The following is a 14,925-nucleotide window of genomic DNA, read 5'->3' on the forward strand; positions in this document are numbered from 1 at the left end:
ATGCGCAACGATCGTGCACCGGATACGCAGCACACCGACGACACGCCGCGCCGGCGTTTTCTCAAACAAGGTTCCGCATTGATCGCCGCCGGTATCGCGATCGGCTTCCGGATGCCCGATGCGATGGCCGCGGGCAAGAACGTGAGCGGCGATCCGCATCCGTCCGCAGGTGAATTCGAACCGAACGCATGGGTGCGCGTGCTGCCCGACGACACGATCAAGCTCGTCGTGCACAAGCACGATTCGGGCACCGGCACGCGCACCGCACTCTCGGCGGTCGTGGCCGAGGAGCTTGATGTCGATCCGTTTCGTGTCGATGTGATCACGCCGGAAGATCCGTTCTTCGCGGACTACATTCACCCGCTGTGGAAAGTGTTCTCGACTGGCGGCAGCACGAGCGTCGCGATGGAGTACGACCGGCTGCGGCGTGCGGGCGCGACCGCGCGTGCGATGCTCGTCGAAGCGGCCGCGCAGCAATGGAGCGTGCCCGTATCGGCATGTACGACGGCAGACGGCGCCGTGCTGCACGCGACGAGCGGGCGCCGCGCGACATACGGCTCGCTCGCGCAGGCCGCCGCGCAGTTGCCTGCGCCAAAGGACGTCGTGCTGAAGGATCCCGCGCAGTTCCGCTACATCGGCAAGCTGCGCAAGAAGCGCGGCGCCGCGCAGAAGGCCGACGGGTCGTTTCCATACAGCATCGATGTGTCGCTGCCGGGGATGCTGGTCGCGGTCGTCACGCGCGCCCCGATGATCGACGGCCGGGTGCGCAGCGTCGATGCGAAGGCCGCACTCGCGATTCCCGGCGTGCGCGAGGTGTTGCAGATTCCGCCGCGCCCCGACGTGCTCGGCGGCAACCAGGCCGGCGTCGCGGTGCTCGCGGACGACTACTGGTCCGCGCATCGCGGGCAGGCCGCGCTGACGATCGAATGGGAGGACAGCCTGTTCGCGACATTCGACAGCAGTACGCTTGCCGCGCGTCAGGCCGCATGGGTCGACGATCCGGCCGCGCGCGTCGTGCCGACCATTGCCGACGGCGATCCCGCGAAGGCGAAAGCGGCCGGCGCACGCACGATCGAGGCGTCGTATTCGATGCCGCACAAAGCCGCGAATCCGCTTGAGCCGATCAATATCACCGTGTGGGCACGCAACGGCGGCATCGAATACTGGGGCGGGCTGCAGGTGCCGTCCACCGCGATGGAGGCGGCCGACGTGATCGGCGGCATTCCCGCGCATCGCGTGACGCTGCACGAACTCGTGTCGGGCGGCAGCTTCGGCGCGCGCGAATCGAAGTACTGGCTGTTCGAGGCGACGTGGCTCGCGGTGAAGACAGGCAAACCCGTGAAGCTGATGAACAGCCGCGAGGACGAGATGCGTGCGCTGTTCTATCACGCGGCGAGCTACCACCGCGCGCGTGCGGTGCTCGATGCGCAGGGCAATCTCGCGTCGCTGTGGCTGCGCGGCGTGATGCCCGCGTCGCCGCAGCAGTGGGAGCCCGGTTATCTGGAGCGCACCGACCGGATGGATTTCAGCACGACCGAAGCGATGACCCAATGGGAGTTCGCGTATTCGGCGCCGCATCGCGACATCGGCTGGATCCGGATGGAGACAGGTGTGCCGACCGGCTGGTTTCGCGCGGTGAGCTACATCCCGAACGTGTTCGCCGTCGAATCGGTGATGGACGAAGCCGCGCATGCAGCGAAGCGCGACCCGATCGAGTTCCGGCTCGCGCACATGCGCGACCGGCCGCGCCATGCGGCCGTGCTGCGCGAAGCCGCGCAGCGTGCGGGCTGGGGACAGCCGCTGCCGGAGGGCGTCGCGCTCGGCGTGGCGACGAACCAGGCGTACGACAGCTATGTCGCGGTGGTCGCGCGAGTCGTGCGCAAGGACGGCGCGGTGAAGGTGGAGAAGCTCACGTGCGTGGCCGATTGCGGGATCGCGGTGTCGCCGGCCGGTGTCGACGAGCAACTGTACGGCGGGCTGATGTGGGGGCTCGGCCACGCAACGTCCGATCGCATCGATTTCAGGCATGGCCGCGTGCAGCAGTCGAACTTCGATACGTATCGGGTGATGCGGATGAGCGACATGCCCGCAACCGACATTCATATCGTGCAGGGCGATCCGGCGAAGCCGGGCGGCGTCGGCGAACTGTCGAGCCCGGCGGTGACGCCCGCGATTGCGAACGCGGTGTTCAGGCTGACGGGCAAGCGGTTGCGGGAGACGCCGTTCGATTTGTCGGCGATCGCGTAGCACGCGAGAACGTATGAAGTTTGCCGCGCACGGGCATCCAATCCGCTGATCAATTTGCCGGCGTCGACACCGGATCGACGCCGGCGACACGCGTGCCCGCATCGTCGTGAATCAACACCGATTCCGCATACTTTCCGACGTTTTATCGGGTGTTTCCCACTGCTTGGTCATCCGAATTTTTACCTAAGATGAAGAAATCGTGCGCGTAGTTCGGTGCCTGTACGCGCATGGAGGGAGGCGGGAGGCAGCGCCAGAGCGACGCCAGCGGATGTTGCCATCATGGATGCGAAAGTGTGCGCGTCGACTGTCAGTCTCGCGACTGCAGCGACGCCAGCGGACGCGGCGGCCATCGCCGCGCGCACGGTGTGCGGCCGTCTTGGCCGAACCGCTTCGCTGCGCCACGCGTTGTTCGCAATCGTTTGCGCTCTGGGTGCGGCTCCCGCGGTGCTCGCCGGTGCGCCCGCCAATCCCGACGATCCGGTCGACACCGTCCAGATCGCAGCCGCCGCGAGCCCCGCGAATCCTTCCGTTTCGTCACACGACACGACCGTGCGCCAGGTCGTGCTCGGCATCATCAGCTTCACGCGCTGGCCGACCACGCCCGTTCGCCTGCATCTGTGCGTCACGGGCCGGCCCGACTATGCGCGCGGCCTGACCGACACGCTGGAGGCCGGCTCGACACTGGTCGACGTGCAGCGCGTGAGCCCCGACGATCCCGCGCTCGGCATGGCGTGCGACGCCGTCTACCTCGGCGCGCTGAGCAACGATGAACGCGCGCGAGTGAGAGCCGTGGTGGCCGGTCATCCGGTGCTGACGATTTCGGAACACGATCCGTCCTGCACTGCCGGCGGCATGTTCTGCCTGAATGTCGACGGCGATCGCGTGTCGTTCGACATCAATCTCGATGCCGTCGCGCGCAGCGGCGTGCGCGTGCACCCGAACGTGCTCAACCTCGCCCGACGGCCGGTGACGCCATGACACGGTCCGTGCTCCCCGTTTCCACCTCGCGCATGTCGCGCCCGACGCTGCAAAGCGTGTTGCGTCGCGCGCACCTGCGCCTTGCGTTCGTCGCGGTGGCGATGGCGGCCGTGTCGTTGATCGTCGTCGCCGTGATCGCGTTGCGTGCGTATGCGGGCAACAACCTGAACCTGCTGGCGCGCTCGCTCGGTTATACGGTCGAGGCGGCGCTCGTGTTCGGCGACCGCGTCGCGGCGAACGAGGCGATCGGTTTGATCGCCGGCGACGAGGATGTTGCTCAGGTGATCGTCACGGACAGCAAGGGGCAACCGTTCGCGACGTGGCAGCTGCCTGCCGGAAACGGGATCGCGCGGCTCGAACGCGCCGTCGCCGACGTGGCGCTGCCCGGGCCCGTGACCGTCCCGGTGACGCACGACGGCATCGTCGTCGGACACGTCGTCGTGCGGGGGCGCGGGCATCAGTTCTTCGGCTTCCTGCTGGGTGGCGTCGGCGGCATCCTCGGCTGCCTGGCCGTCAGCGTGCTCGGCGCGTATGTGAGCTCCAAGCGTCTGCTGCGCAACATCGTTTCGCCGCTGCGCGCGCTGGCGGGCGTGGCGCACGCGGTGCGGCGCGAGCGTGCGTTCGCGCGGCGCGTCGAGCCGGTGGCGATCGCCGAACTGAACCAGCTCGGCGACGACTTCAATGCATTGCTCGACGAATTCGAAGACTGGCAGAACACGTTGCGCGACGAGAACGCGTCGCTCGAACACAAGGCGACACACGATGCGCTCACGGGATTGCCCAACCGTGTGCAGTTCGAGTCGCGTCTGGCGCTTGCGCTTTGCGACGCCACCCTGACGGGGCAGCGGGTCGGTGTCCTGTATCTCGACTGCGACCGCTTCAAGGAGATCAACGATTGTCTCGGCCACGACGCCGGCGACGCGGTGCTGATCGGCATCGCGTCGCGGCTGCGCACGCAGGTGCGCGAGGCCGATCTCGTCGCGCGCCTGGGCGGCGACGAATTTGCGGTGATGCTGGCGGCGGTGCCTGAGGCGGGCAGCGTGTGCCGGATCGCCGACGAGATTTTGTCCGGCATGGCGCCGTCGATCGAGCTGTCCGACGGCCGCGTGGTGGCCACCATGATGAGTGCCGGCGTTGCGCTGTATCCCGATCACGCATCGGACGCGAGCGGTTTGCTGCGCGCGGCGGATGCCGCGATGTACCGCGCCAAGCGCGCGCGGCCGGGCTCGTGGCAATTGGCGGAGAGCGCGTTCCGGTCGGCTTGAGGTTTAACGTCTCGTGCTGCGGGCGAGGCTGCAGCAGCGATCAACAAGAAGTACGCCCAACAAGGGCGCACTCGAAGGGGATGCGAAATGAACCACTCGTTTCCTGTGAGCATGGGGCGGCTATGCGTGGGAAGCGCATTGCTGCTGTGCATGCTGCTGGGGGGCTGCAAGACGCCACCGCCGCTTCATCGCGGGCTGACGCAGACGCAGGTCACGGCGCTGAAGTCGGCCGGGTTCCAGGAGACTGGACAGGGATTCGAGTTCGGGTCGACCGGGCCGATTCTGTTTGATTTCGACCGGTACAACCTCAAGCCGGATGTGCGGCGGATCGTCGAACGGATCGGGCGGACGTTGAGGTCGGCGGGGATCAATGGCGTGCGGGTTTATGGGTACTCGGATGACGACGGGAAGGACAAGTACGATCTCGAGTTGTCGAGGCGGCGGGCGGAGGTGGTGGCGATCGAGCTTGTCGATGTCGGAATGGACGCGAAGCAGATCGCGATTGTCGGGAGAGGGAAACTCGATCCGGTAGGGGATAACAAGACGCCGGCGGGGCGGGCGCAGAATCGGCGGGCGGCGATCGTGGTTTCGCCGAGGTAAGGGAAGCCACGAGTCGCATCCCGTATACAAAGGAATAAAAGTCGTCAGCGACAAACGATCACGCTGTCTAGCGCGAATATGAAGATGTGGCCAGTTAGAAGCTGCGCGGATGGGATGAAAGAATCGTAGCCTTGGTTTGGTCCGAAAGTGATATATTAATGAGAGGCCATGAATGATTAAATTAAAAGCGACTGAAAAATGATACTGCTTCCTGCGTTGTTCGAGAACATAATTCAAAAATCACCAGAGCTCAGTACCTCCGTTCGAAAATGCCTCGATTTATTTGAGCCGTGGATTGAGCAAAGTGGGATGCCTTTTTTCCCAGGATTTACAGACCATAGTCCGCGTCATATCAAGGACGTTCTTGAAACTGCGGCATCTTTGATTTCCGATGCGAGTCGAGATCTTCTGAGCGCAGAAGACGTCGCAGTTCTATGCATGTCGATATTGCTTCACGACTGTGGCATGCATCTTACACAAGATGGGTTTCGCGCATTAATTGCAAATGACGGGCCGGCTATGATAGTTGGTTTAGGAGATCGCCCGTGGCGTCAGATTTGGAACGATTTTCTAGGGGAGGCAAATCGATTTGGTCAGGATAAGTTGATGGCCATTTTTGGTGATACAGAGCCCCTGAGGATTGAACAGTTGAATTTGGATAATTTGTCTGAGCGAGATTGCTTGTTAATCGGGGAGTTTGTTCGACGCCATCATGCCAGACTTGCCCATGAAATTGCTCTGCACGGAGTTCCATGTCGCGGCGGCTCTCCACTCGAACTAGTAGGTCTTGATGAGGAAATTCGAGATTTGGCTGGGCTCGTGGCAAGAAGTCATGGTATGTCTATTCGATCAACATTTCAATACATCGAAGATCGATATGGATTGGTGCACGAGCATAGAAAAATAAAGACGCCATTTTTGATGGCTGTATTAAGAATTGCGGATTATGTGCAAGTTCAAAGTGAGCGTGCTTTAAAGAGTCTTCTAAGTGTGAAGGAGCTTAGAAGTCCGGTTTCGCGTCAAGAATGGCGAAATCACTTTGCAGTCCGCGAGGTGTCTACAGTGCACGATGATCCAGAGGCGCTATACGTGCGCGCTACCCCCGTGGACGTTCGAACATATTTAAAGCTTGAGGCGCTATTTAAAGATATTCAGCGGGAATTGGATCAAAGCTGGGCAACTATCGGGGAAGTGTATGGGCGACGTGGTAGTCTGGCTGTGTTGGGGCTAACTTGGCGACGTATTAGATCGAATCTGGACAAAAAGGATTCTTTTGCGCGTACGGTGCCGTATGTCCCGATTAAAGCTGGATTTGATACGTCTGGCCCAGATTTGCTTAAGTTGTTGGTTGGCCCGCTGTATGATTATACGTATAAGGTTGGAATTCGTGAGTTGGTTCAAAATTCTGTTGATGCATGCCGGGAATTGATAGACCTTTCTGAACGAAAGGGGGGGGAGGTCGGGAGTGACGAATACGACGTCGTCGTAGAGATTCAGGAGTCAGACGATAGAACTGGATGGATTACGGTGCGTGACAGGGGCGTTGGCATGACGCTAGATACGGTTACGCGTTACTTTCTGATCGCTGGCGCATCATTCCGCAACAGTGATGTGTGGAAGCGTCAGCATGTCGACGAACAAGGGCGAAGTCGCGTACTCCGCGGCGGTCGATTCGGAGTGGGTGCACTCGCGGCATTTCTTCTTGGTGATGAGATTCGAGTTCGCACGCGTCATGTTGAAAGAGCCGAAACGGATGGCCTTGAGTTTGCTGCTCGTATGGATGAACCAATAGTAGAGCTTCGACGATGCGCCGCACCTGCCGGAACAACAATCTCAGTGTGGATATCAGACTCGCAAGTGTTCGATAAGCTGCGACCCACTGTGCGGTCGAAAGCTGTAGTGGAAAGCACTGGTGAGAAGGAGCCGATTCAGCTTGAACACTGGCCGGAAGTGGACTGGTTCGTGCAGTCGCATCCACGCGTAAAATATGTTTGGAATGGTTTTGATATTCCGAAGCGGAGATCGGATCGGGGGGCAGTTCGAATTCAGGCGGAGTTTAGGCCATCTATGGATAATGTAGTGCCGTCGCCTGGAGGGCCGATGGGTGACTGGTGCGCGCTCAATGATCCATCCCCTTATGCCGCAATATTTTGGTGTTACCGTGCAGATCGAAGCGATGGTGCGGACATGCATATCGGTGAGCATATAAAACGATCGGAAGTTACCGTTAACGGGATTCGCGTTCAGGAGATTTATAAATATAATTATCAGAATGGATTTATCAAATTTTCTGTGAAGCAGGCAGAATTGGAGCCACGGTTTAATTTAACTCGACCTTCAATTGCTGTGTACGATCCTTCTGGAGTATGTCCAATAAATTTGCAGCGTAGTGCGGTGGCATTTGATCGAATGGGTATCGATGATCTTCTGGCTGCAGATATTATCGAAAAGCATATGATGGCGCTTGCCAAGGCATCTCGGAGTTGTGTTTCGATTCGTGATTTTTATGATCTATGCAGAAAACTTGCTGGACAAGAAACGGTATCGTATGGGGGGTTGATTTCTCCAATTTTTGCGACGTCGAATGGAGTTGCTCTTAATGCGGCTCATGGGTTGAGTGAGATTAAAATTAAAACTTTATTTTTTGTTAGTCCGAATGGGGGTGTTGAGAATTCGTTGATGAAGGATGCTTTGGGTGGTGGTGAGGCTCTTCTTATTCGGCAGGGGGGCGGTGGGATTGCGAATGATTTGTCATGGTTTCGTGGCCTGTTTGCATTTGATTTAAATAACATTGGATATTCGTCTTCGGCTGGATTTCCCGTTGTCAGTCGTTGTGCTGCGATTTCGCTGATGCCGAATGAAAAATGGCGTGCGGCGACGGGGAAAGGCAAAGTGAATCGCCAGATTCTTGATGCTGTGCAGCATAGAAGTCACGGTGAGGATTATACGGCTGTCATTGTTGGGGATATTGGCGCTGCGGAAAAATTGGTGCCTCGTCTCGATGCCCTTCTACGCTTATTCGGCAGTGGAGCGGAGGTCGCAGCGTGGGCAGTTGTTGAAGGGATCGAACTCCCCGAGCAAAAACCAACTTTGTATACCGCTTGGGAGTCCGCTGTGGGTGGTCCCCTGTGTGATGCTTTTGCATGAGCGAATTTTGAGCTTGCAGGCGATTTCAGTTTTCTGATCGCCAGCTTCTCGACATGAAGGGTGGTGGAGTGCGGTTGATCAACGATTCGTATCTTGTTCCGCGCCGTAAGGCGCGGATCGAGATTGAGCTGGGAAAACTGATCATCACGCAGCTATAAGCAATGCCGCGTGATGAGGGTTTGCTGCGTGTCGAGTAGGGCGGCCCCAACTACAGCTACCCCACACCTCATCTCACCAATCGATATTGCAAGACGACCGCGATGTCCCAGCGCCGCCGGTCGCCGTGCACGTCGTCCCCGAGCCGTTGTCGTAGAACGTCCGCGTCTCCGGCTGAGGGACCGAAGGATCGAACGGATTCGGCGCCCCATGCGGGCCACGCGGCGCGTCGTACGGCCGCTGCGGCGCATACGAACCACCACTACCAGCCGGCCGCGAGCCGTTGGCGCGCAGATATTCATTCCAGTTCTGCTCGCGCTGCTCATACCCAGGCACGGCGCGACCCAGACTATCGCTCCCACCCGCGCCAAGTGCGACGCGATTCGGTGGCAATACAAAATCGGGTTCATGTTCAGAGGAAGGCGGCGACGCCACCAGCGCATCGCTTGTCGCACGCAGCGGCCGCTTGTCCGGCGTATCGAACGGACTGCGCTCAACCGGCGCAGCGTACTGCACGCGGCGACGACTCATACGCGCCGCATGCCCGTCATCCCGAGCAGCAGCACGCCGCTCCGAGCGGAACACATTGGCACCGGCCGACCGATCGGTCAGCGTATCGCGACCTGAAGCATCGACCGTGGAAACAGAAAGCGCGCACGCAAGCGCGGCGGCGGAAGACAAGCGGATGGGGTGATTCATAGGCGATCCGAAGCAGGTGATGTGCATTGAACAAAACGGCAGATCACTGGCTGGCGGCTGGGCGACGGAGGAGCGTCGAAGCGGCCCTGAAGCGACTGCGAGGCGCGGCGGGCGCGACTTGCAGGAAGGCTGGCTGGATTGCAGAAGCGAGTTCGTATTATTTCATGAAAATATCAATCAGCTTTCAACGTGTTTAGGTCTGTTGGTAAACAGAAGGATTTACCGCCTGGCCGGAGCGCCCCGTGTTGGTGCCCGCCCACACAATCATCAGTCGATTGATTTTCAACGATCGGACCCTTGGTAGCCCGAAAGCGTGTGACTCGGAATTTTCAATCGCCGAACCCCAGACGCAGCAAGGAACTGCGTCCAATCGCGGCACCGAATCGCAACCCAATTGCACTCGAAGCAAACGTTCTCGGCCTCGCGAGGTTGCACCACGATCGCCACCCGGGCGTCACATAAACCTACGTGTTTTCCCTTGGTCGACCGGCATTTTTGACAGACGATTTAAAAACGCCCATATAATTTCGACTGCCTTGCCAATGGCTGTCGGACCATCCCTCCGAACACGCGATTTGGCAAGCGGGGCAGGCGAAACGCTTGCGCAATGCAAGACGCATCACGATGTCTTTCCGAACCAGACGTCCCCTTCGGGGACTGCAAGAGCCGGGCCCCGCTACGCAACATTCCGCTGGAGTTCCGTCTTCTATGTGTCTCGGGCGTGTCCCATGTCCTCGCCCCGGGTGCTGTTCGATTGCGCAAGTCATGCCGCCTTTGCCCGTATGACTAAACAACATCGAGGAGCTCCCAGATGACGCTGTCCCGTCTTACGTCCATTTCCGTCGCCGCCGTGCTGTTCGCCGCCGGCGCCGCCACCGCGCAAGCGGAAACCGTGAAGATCGCCATCGCTGGTCCGATGAGCGGCTCGGTCGCCCAGTACGGCGACATGGTGAAGGCCGGCGCGCTGACCGCGATCGAGCAGATCAATGCAGCCGGCGGTGCGGGCGGCAACAAGTTCGAAGTCGTGATGATGGACGACGCGTGCGAACCGAAGCAGGCCGTCGCCGTCGCCAACAAGATCGTCAGCCAGAAGATCAAGTACGTGATCGGTCACGTGTGCTCGGGTTCGACGATCCCGGCTTCCGACATCTACGAGAACGAAGGCATCGTGATGGTCACGCCGTCGGCCACCGCGCCGCAGCTGACCGAAGGCAAGAAGCGCCACTTCATCTTCCGCACGATCGGCCGTGACGACCAGCAAGGCCCGGCCGCCGCGCACTACATCATCAACAACGTGAAGCCGAAGAAGGTCGCCGTCCTGCACGACAAGCAGTCGTACGGCCAGGGCATCGCGTCGTCGGTGAAGAAGGACCTCGAAGCCGCGAAGATCCCGGTCGTGCTGTTCGAAGGCATCAACGCCGGCGATTCGGACTACTCGGCGATCATCACGAAGCTGAAGTCGCAAGGCGTCGATTTCGTCTACTTCGGCGGCTACCACCCGGAAATGGGCCTGCTGATGCGCCAGGCGCGCGAGCAGGGCGTGAAGGCCACGTTCATGGGGCCTGAAGGCGTGGGCAACAAGGACGTGACGGCGATCGCCGGCCCGGCTTCGGAAGGCATGCTCGTCACGCTGCCGGCCGACTTCTCGGCCGATCCGGCCAACGCGGCGCTCGTGAAGGCGTTCGCGGACAAGAAGCGCGACCCGAACGGCCCGTTCCAGATGCCGTCGTACGCAGCGGTGAAGATCATCGCCGACGCGATCGCGGGCGCGAAGACGACCGACCCGACGAAGGTCGCCGCGTACATGCACAAGACGACGTTCGACACGCCGATCGGCAAGGTCGCGTATGACGCCCAGGGCGACCTGAAGGCGTTCAAGTTCGTCGTCTACACGTGGCACAAGGACGCGACGAAGACCGCCGCCAAGTAATACGGAGTACCCGCCCGCGCGCCCGCCCTGTCCGAGACCCGGACGGGGCGGGCGCGTATTGGTCGCGCATCGGCCCATTGCGCGACCAACGGGCGGCCCGAGACGACACCGTGCGTTGCGCGCGGCCGAACGCCGTGATCCGGCGGCGGTACGCGACCCAGCGCCAACGGGAGCTTCCCGCACATGACTGACTTCTTTCCGCAATTCGCCCAGCAGCTGGTCAACGGCCTGACGCTGGGTGCGATCTATGCGCTGATCGCCATCGGCTATTCGATGGTCTACGGCATCATCGGCATGATCAACTTCGCCCACGGCGAGATCTACATGATCGGCGCGTACGTGGGCCTCGTGACCCTGACTGCAATCGGCATCTCCGCCGGCTATCCGCTGCCGCTCGTGCTCGGCGCCGCGCTGATCGTGTCGGTGATCGTCACCGGCCTGTACGGCTTCGCGGTCGAGCGCGTCGCGTATCGCCCGCTGCGCGGCGGCCCGCGCCTCGTGCCGCTGATCTCCGCGATCGGCATGTCGATCTTCCTGCAGAACTACGTGCAGATCGGCCAGGGCGCGCGCGACGTGTCCGTGCCCGTGCTGATCTCCGGCGCGTTCGACATCCATCTCGGCGGCGACTTCGACGTGACCGTCCCGTATTCGCGCCTGATGATCGTCTGCGTGACGCTCGTGCTGATGATCGCGCTCACGCTGTTCATCTCGCATTCGCGGATGGGCCGCGCGTGCCGCGCGTGCGCCGAGGACATGAAGATGGCGAACCTGCTCGGCATCGACACGAACCGCGTGATCTCGTTCACGTTCGTGCTCGGCGCGATGCTGGCGGCCGTCGGCGGCGTGCTGATCGGGCTGACGATCGGCAAGCTGAATCCGTATATCGGCTTCGTCGCGGGCATCAAGGCGTTTACCGCCGCGGTGCTCGGCGGGATCGGCAGCATCCCGGGCGCGATGCTCGGCGGCGTGCTGCTCGGCCTTGCCGAAACCTTCGCCGCAGGCTACATGCCGGCCGAGTACAAGGACGTCGTCGCGTTCGGCCTGCTTGTGCTGATCCTGCTCTTCCGCCCGACCGGCCTGCTCGGCAAGTCGGACATCGAAAAGGTCTGAGGGAGACGCAGATGAGTCAAGTCATTTCCGTTCGCCGCCCGGCCGCCGACGCTTCGATCGGCCAGGCGCTGAAAAATGCCGTGGCCGCCGCGTTCCTGACGGCGATCCTCACGATTCCGGTGCTCGGCCTGCAGTTGAAGCTCGACGGCTATCAGGTCGTGCTGACGCCGCACTGGCGGCCGGTGTGGATCGCGGTCGCGGCCGTGTTCCTGTTCCAGTTGTTCAAGCCGTGGCTCGTGCGCGCGAAAGCGGCCGTGAAGCTGCCGGCGGTGCCCGCGATGGGTGCGCAGCAGCAGCGCGTGATCATCTGGGTGATGCTCGCGATCGGGTTCGTGTGGCCGTTCTTCGGTTCGCGCGGCGCGGTGGACGTCGCGACGCTCGCGCTGATCTACGTGATCCTCGGCCTCGGGCTGAACATCGTGGTCGGTTTCGCGGGCCTGCTCGATCTCGGCTATGTCGGGTTCTACGCGGTCGGCGGCTATACGTACGCGATGCTGAACCAGTATTTCGGGCTGTCGTTCTGGGAATGCCTGCCGATCGCGGCGATCGCCGCGGCGACGTTCGGCTTCCTGCTCGGCTTCCCGGTGCTGCGCCTGCGCGGCGACTATCTCGCGATCGTCACGCTCGGCTTCGGCGAAATCATCCGCCTGCTCGCGAACAACCTGACGAGCCTCACCGGCGGCCCGGACGGCATCTCGAGCATTCCGAAGCCGACGGTGTTCGGCTTCGAGATGGCGCGCTCGGCGAGCGTCGAAGGCGCGAAGACCTTCCATGAACTGATCGGGCTGGAATACAGCGGCGAGCACATGGTGATCTTCCTGTACCTGATCGCGCTGGTGCTGGTCGGCTTCACGCTGTTCGTGACGAGCCGGCTGATCCGCATGCCGATGGGCCGCGCGTGGGAAGCGCTGCGCGACGACGAGATCGCATGCCGTTCGCTCGGCCTGAACCCGACGCGCATCAAGCTGTCGGCGTTCACGCTCGGCGCGGCGTTCGCCGGTATCGGCGGCGCGTTCTTCGCGGCGCGTCAGGGCCTCGTGAATCCTGAATCGTTCACTTTCATCGAATCGGCACTGATCCTCGCGATCGTCGTGCTCGGCGGGATGGGCTCGCAGCTCGGCGTGATTCTCGCGGCGATCCTGCTGACCGTGCTGCCGGAAGTCGCGCGCGGCTTCGCCGAGTACCGGATGCTGATCTTCGGTCTGGTGATGGTGTTGATGATGATGTGGCGTCCGCAGGGCCTGCTGCCCGCGAGCCGTCCCCACGTGGAGCTGCCGCAATGAGCGCGAATACGGAACTGTTGAAGGTCGCCGGGCTGCAGATGCGCTTCGGCGGGTTGCTCGCGGTGGACGGCATCGATTTCGACGTGCGCCGCGATGAAGTGTTCGCGATCATCGGGCCGAACGGCGCGGGCAAGACCACGGTGTTCAACTGCGTCGGCGGCTTCTACAAGCCGACCGGCGGCGCGGTCGAACTCGACGGTCACCAGATCGCCGGGCTGCCGAGCCACAAGATCGCGTTGAAGGGCCTCGTGCGGACGTTCCAGAACATCCGCCTGTTCAAGTCGCTGACGGTGGTCGAGAACCTGCTCGTCGCGCAGCATCGCAAGGTGAAGGCCGGGCTGCTGCACGGCTTGTTCGCGACGCCCGCGTATCGACACGCGGAGAAGGAGGCGCTCGAACGCGCGGCCGTGTGGCTCGACCGGATGGGACTGACGTCGGTCGCCAACCGCCAGGCCGGCACGCTGTCGTACGGGCACCAGCGGCGCCTGGAGATCGCGCGCTGCATGATCACCGAGCCGCGCCTGCTGATGCTCGACGAGCCGGCCGCCGGCCTCAACCCGCAGGAAAAGATCGAGTTGCAGCACCTGATCGACAAGCTGCGCCGCGAGTTCGGCGTATCGGTGCTGCTGATCGAACACGACATGAGCCTCGTGATGGGCGTGTCCGACCGCATCCTCGTGATGGAACACGGCCGGCCGATCGTGATCGGCACGCCGGAAGCGGTCCGCAACGACCCGCGCGTGATCAAGGCGTATCTGGGGGAAGAGTGATGCTGAAGCTGGAACAGGTCCATACGCACTACGGCGCGGTCGAGGCGCTCGCGGGCGTGTCGATCGAGGTGAACAAGGGCGAGATCGTCACGCTGATCGGCAGCAACGGCGCCGGCAAGACGACGCTGATGATGACCGTATGCGGCACGCCGCGCGCCTCGTCGGGCCGCGTGACGTTCGAGGGCAAGGACATCACCGCGATGTCGACGCACCAGATCATGCGACAGGGGATGGCGATCTCGCCGGAAGGGCGGCGCGTGTTCCCGAGCCTGACGGTGCTCGAGAACCTGAAGATGGGCGGCTTCTTCGCGAGCCGCCACGAGATCGACGACGGCATCGAGCACGTGTTCAAGCTGTTTCCGCGCCTGAAGGAACGCGCGGCGCAGCGGGCCGGCACGATGTCGGGCGGCGAGCAGCAGATGCTCGCGATCGGTCGCGCGCTGATGAGCAAGCCGCGCTTGCTGCTGCTCGACGAGCCGACGCTCGGCCTCGCGCCGCTCGTGATCGCGCAGATCTTCGACATCATCCGCACGATTCGCGACGAAGGCGTCACGGTGTTCCTCGTCGAGCAGAACGCGAACAAGGCGCTCGGTGTGGCCGATCGCGGCTACGTGCTCGAAACGGGGCGCGTGGTGCTGGCGGACACGGGCGCGAACCTGCTCGCGAACGATCGCATCAAGCAGGCCTACCTCGGCGGTTGATGCCGACAGCCGCCGGCCTGCAACGGGCCGGCGGCGTTT

11 protein-coding genes are annotated in these 14,925 nt (G+C 62.0%); 10 read left to right on the forward strand and 1 reads right to left on the reverse strand.

All coding sequences use genetic code 11. The features are described 5' to 3' along the window. From U5809_RS16675 to U5809_RS16695, 5 genes are all read left to right on the forward strand, one after another. A complete protein-coding gene (locus U5809_RS16675) occupies positions 1-2,247 on the forward strand; it encodes a xanthine dehydrogenase family protein molybdopterin-binding subunit (protein ID WP_322087333.1) in 2,247 nt (748 codons plus the stop codon). 279 nt (positions 2,248-2,526) lie between these two features. Then, on the forward strand, positions 2,527-3,225 hold the full coding sequence (locus U5809_RS16680; protein ID WP_322087334.1) for a YfiR family protein: 699 nt from the start codon (positions 2,527-2,529) through the stop codon (positions 3,223-3,225). Further along, a complete protein-coding gene (locus U5809_RS16685) occupies positions 3,222-4,490 on the forward strand; it encodes a diguanylate cyclase domain-containing protein (protein ID WP_322087335.1) in 1,269 nt (422 codons plus the stop codon). Before U5809_RS16680 ends, U5809_RS16685 begins: the two co-directional genes overlap by 4 nt. 87 nt (positions 4,491-4,577) lie before the next feature. Further along, positions 4,578-5,090: an OmpA family protein gene (locus tag U5809_RS16690; protein ID WP_282508692.1), complete on the forward strand. Its 513-nt coding sequence runs from the start codon at positions 4,578-4,580 to the stop codon at positions 5,088-5,090. A gap of 198 nt (positions 5,091-5,288) precedes the next feature. Beyond that, on the forward strand, positions 5,289-8,237 hold the full coding sequence (locus U5809_RS16695; protein WP_322087336.1) for an ATP-binding protein: 2,949 nt from the start codon (positions 5,289-5,291) through the stop codon (positions 8,235-8,237). Positions 8,238-8,468: 231 nt separating this feature from the next. On the opposite strand, the gene U5809_RS16700 is transcribed toward U5809_RS16695, so the two are convergent. Next, positions 8,469-9,119, reverse strand: coding sequence for a hypothetical protein (locus tag U5809_RS16700; RefSeq protein WP_322087337.1), 651 nt, complete (start codon positions 9,117-9,119; stop codon positions 8,469-8,471). A 784-nt stretch (positions 9,120-9,903) separates the two neighbouring features. On the opposite strand from U5809_RS16700, the gene U5809_RS16705 reads away from it, so the two are divergent. From U5809_RS16705 to U5809_RS16725, 5 genes are all read left to right on the forward strand, one after another. Continuing rightward, positions 9,904-11,022: a branched-chain amino acid ABC transporter substrate-binding protein gene (locus U5809_RS16705; RefSeq protein WP_282508696.1), complete on the forward strand. Its 1,119-nt coding sequence runs from the start codon at positions 9,904-9,906 to the stop codon at positions 11,020-11,022. 183 nt (positions 11,023-11,205) lie between these two features. Beyond that, positions 11,206-12,132, forward strand: a complete 927-nt coding sequence (gene livH / locus U5809_RS16710) for a high-affinity branched-chain amino acid ABC transporter permease LivH (protein WP_034186151.1) — start codon at positions 11,206-11,208, stop codon at positions 12,130-12,132. Positions 12,133-12,143: 11 nt separating this feature from the next. Further along, positions 12,144-13,415 carry a high-affinity branched-chain amino acid ABC transporter permease LivM gene (locus U5809_RS16715; RefSeq protein ID WP_278644185.1) on the forward strand — a complete coding sequence of 424 codons (1,272 nt, stop codon included), beginning with the start codon at positions 12,144-12,146 and terminating at the stop codon, positions 13,413-13,415. Continuing rightward, positions 13,412-14,185 (forward strand): high-affinity branched-chain amino acid ABC transporter ATP-binding protein LivG, encoded by a 774-nt coding sequence (gene livG / locus U5809_RS16720; protein WP_322087339.1) that lies wholly within the window; start codon positions 13,412-13,414, stop codon positions 14,183-14,185. Before U5809_RS16715 ends, livG begins: the two co-directional genes overlap by 4 nt. Then, positions 14,185-14,886 carry an ABC transporter ATP-binding protein gene (locus U5809_RS16725; protein ID WP_176048305.1) on the forward strand — a complete coding sequence of 234 codons (702 nt, stop codon included), beginning with the start codon at positions 14,185-14,187 and terminating at the stop codon, positions 14,884-14,886. The genes livG and U5809_RS16725 overlap by 1 nt, the downstream gene beginning before the upstream one ends. Positions 14,887-14,925: the final 39 nt, after the last annotated feature.

The sequence above is a fragment of the Burkholderia sp. BCC1999 genome (genome assembly GCF_905339975.1).
Lineage (GTDB): Bacteria > Pseudomonadota > Gammaproteobacteria > Burkholderiales > Burkholderiaceae > Burkholderia.

Coding starts and splice junctions, on each gene's coding strand:
- livH (WP_034186151.1), top strand. CDS start 11,206: ATGACTGACTTCTTTCCGCAATTCGCCCAGCAGCTGGTCAACGGCCTG.
- U5809_RS16695 (WP_322087336.1), top strand. CDS start 5,289: ATGATACTGCTTCCTGCGTTGTTCGAGAACATAATTCAAAAATCACCA.
- U5809_RS16700 (WP_322087337.1), bottom strand. CDS start 9,119: ATGCACATCACCTGCTTCGGATCGCCTATGAATCACCCCATCCGCTTG.
- U5809_RS16690 (WP_282508692.1), top strand. CDS start 4,578: ATGAACCACTCGTTTCCTGTGAGCATGGGGCGGCTATGCGTGGGAAGC.
- U5809_RS16685 (WP_322087335.1), top strand. CDS start 3,222: ATGACACGGTCCGTGCTCCCCGTTTCCACCTCGCGCATGTCGCGCCCG.
- U5809_RS16725 (WP_176048305.1), top strand. CDS start 14,185: ATGCTGAAGCTGGAACAGGTCCATACGCACTACGGCGCGGTCGAGGCG.
- U5809_RS16705 (WP_282508696.1), top strand. CDS start 9,904: ATGACGCTGTCCCGTCTTACGTCCATTTCCGTCGCCGCCGTGCTGTTC.
- U5809_RS16680 (WP_322087334.1), top strand. CDS start 2,527: ATGGATGCGAAAGTGTGCGCGTCGACTGTCAGTCTCGCGACTGCAGCG.
- U5809_RS16675 (WP_322087333.1), top strand. CDS start 1: ATGCGCAACGATCGTGCACCGGATACGCAGCACACCGACGACACGCCG.
- U5809_RS16715 (WP_278644185.1), top strand. CDS start 12,144: ATGAGTCAAGTCATTTCCGTTCGCCGCCCGGCCGCCGACGCTTCGATC.
- livG (WP_322087339.1), top strand. CDS start 13,412: ATGAGCGCGAATACGGAACTGTTGAAGGTCGCCGGGCTGCAGATGCGC.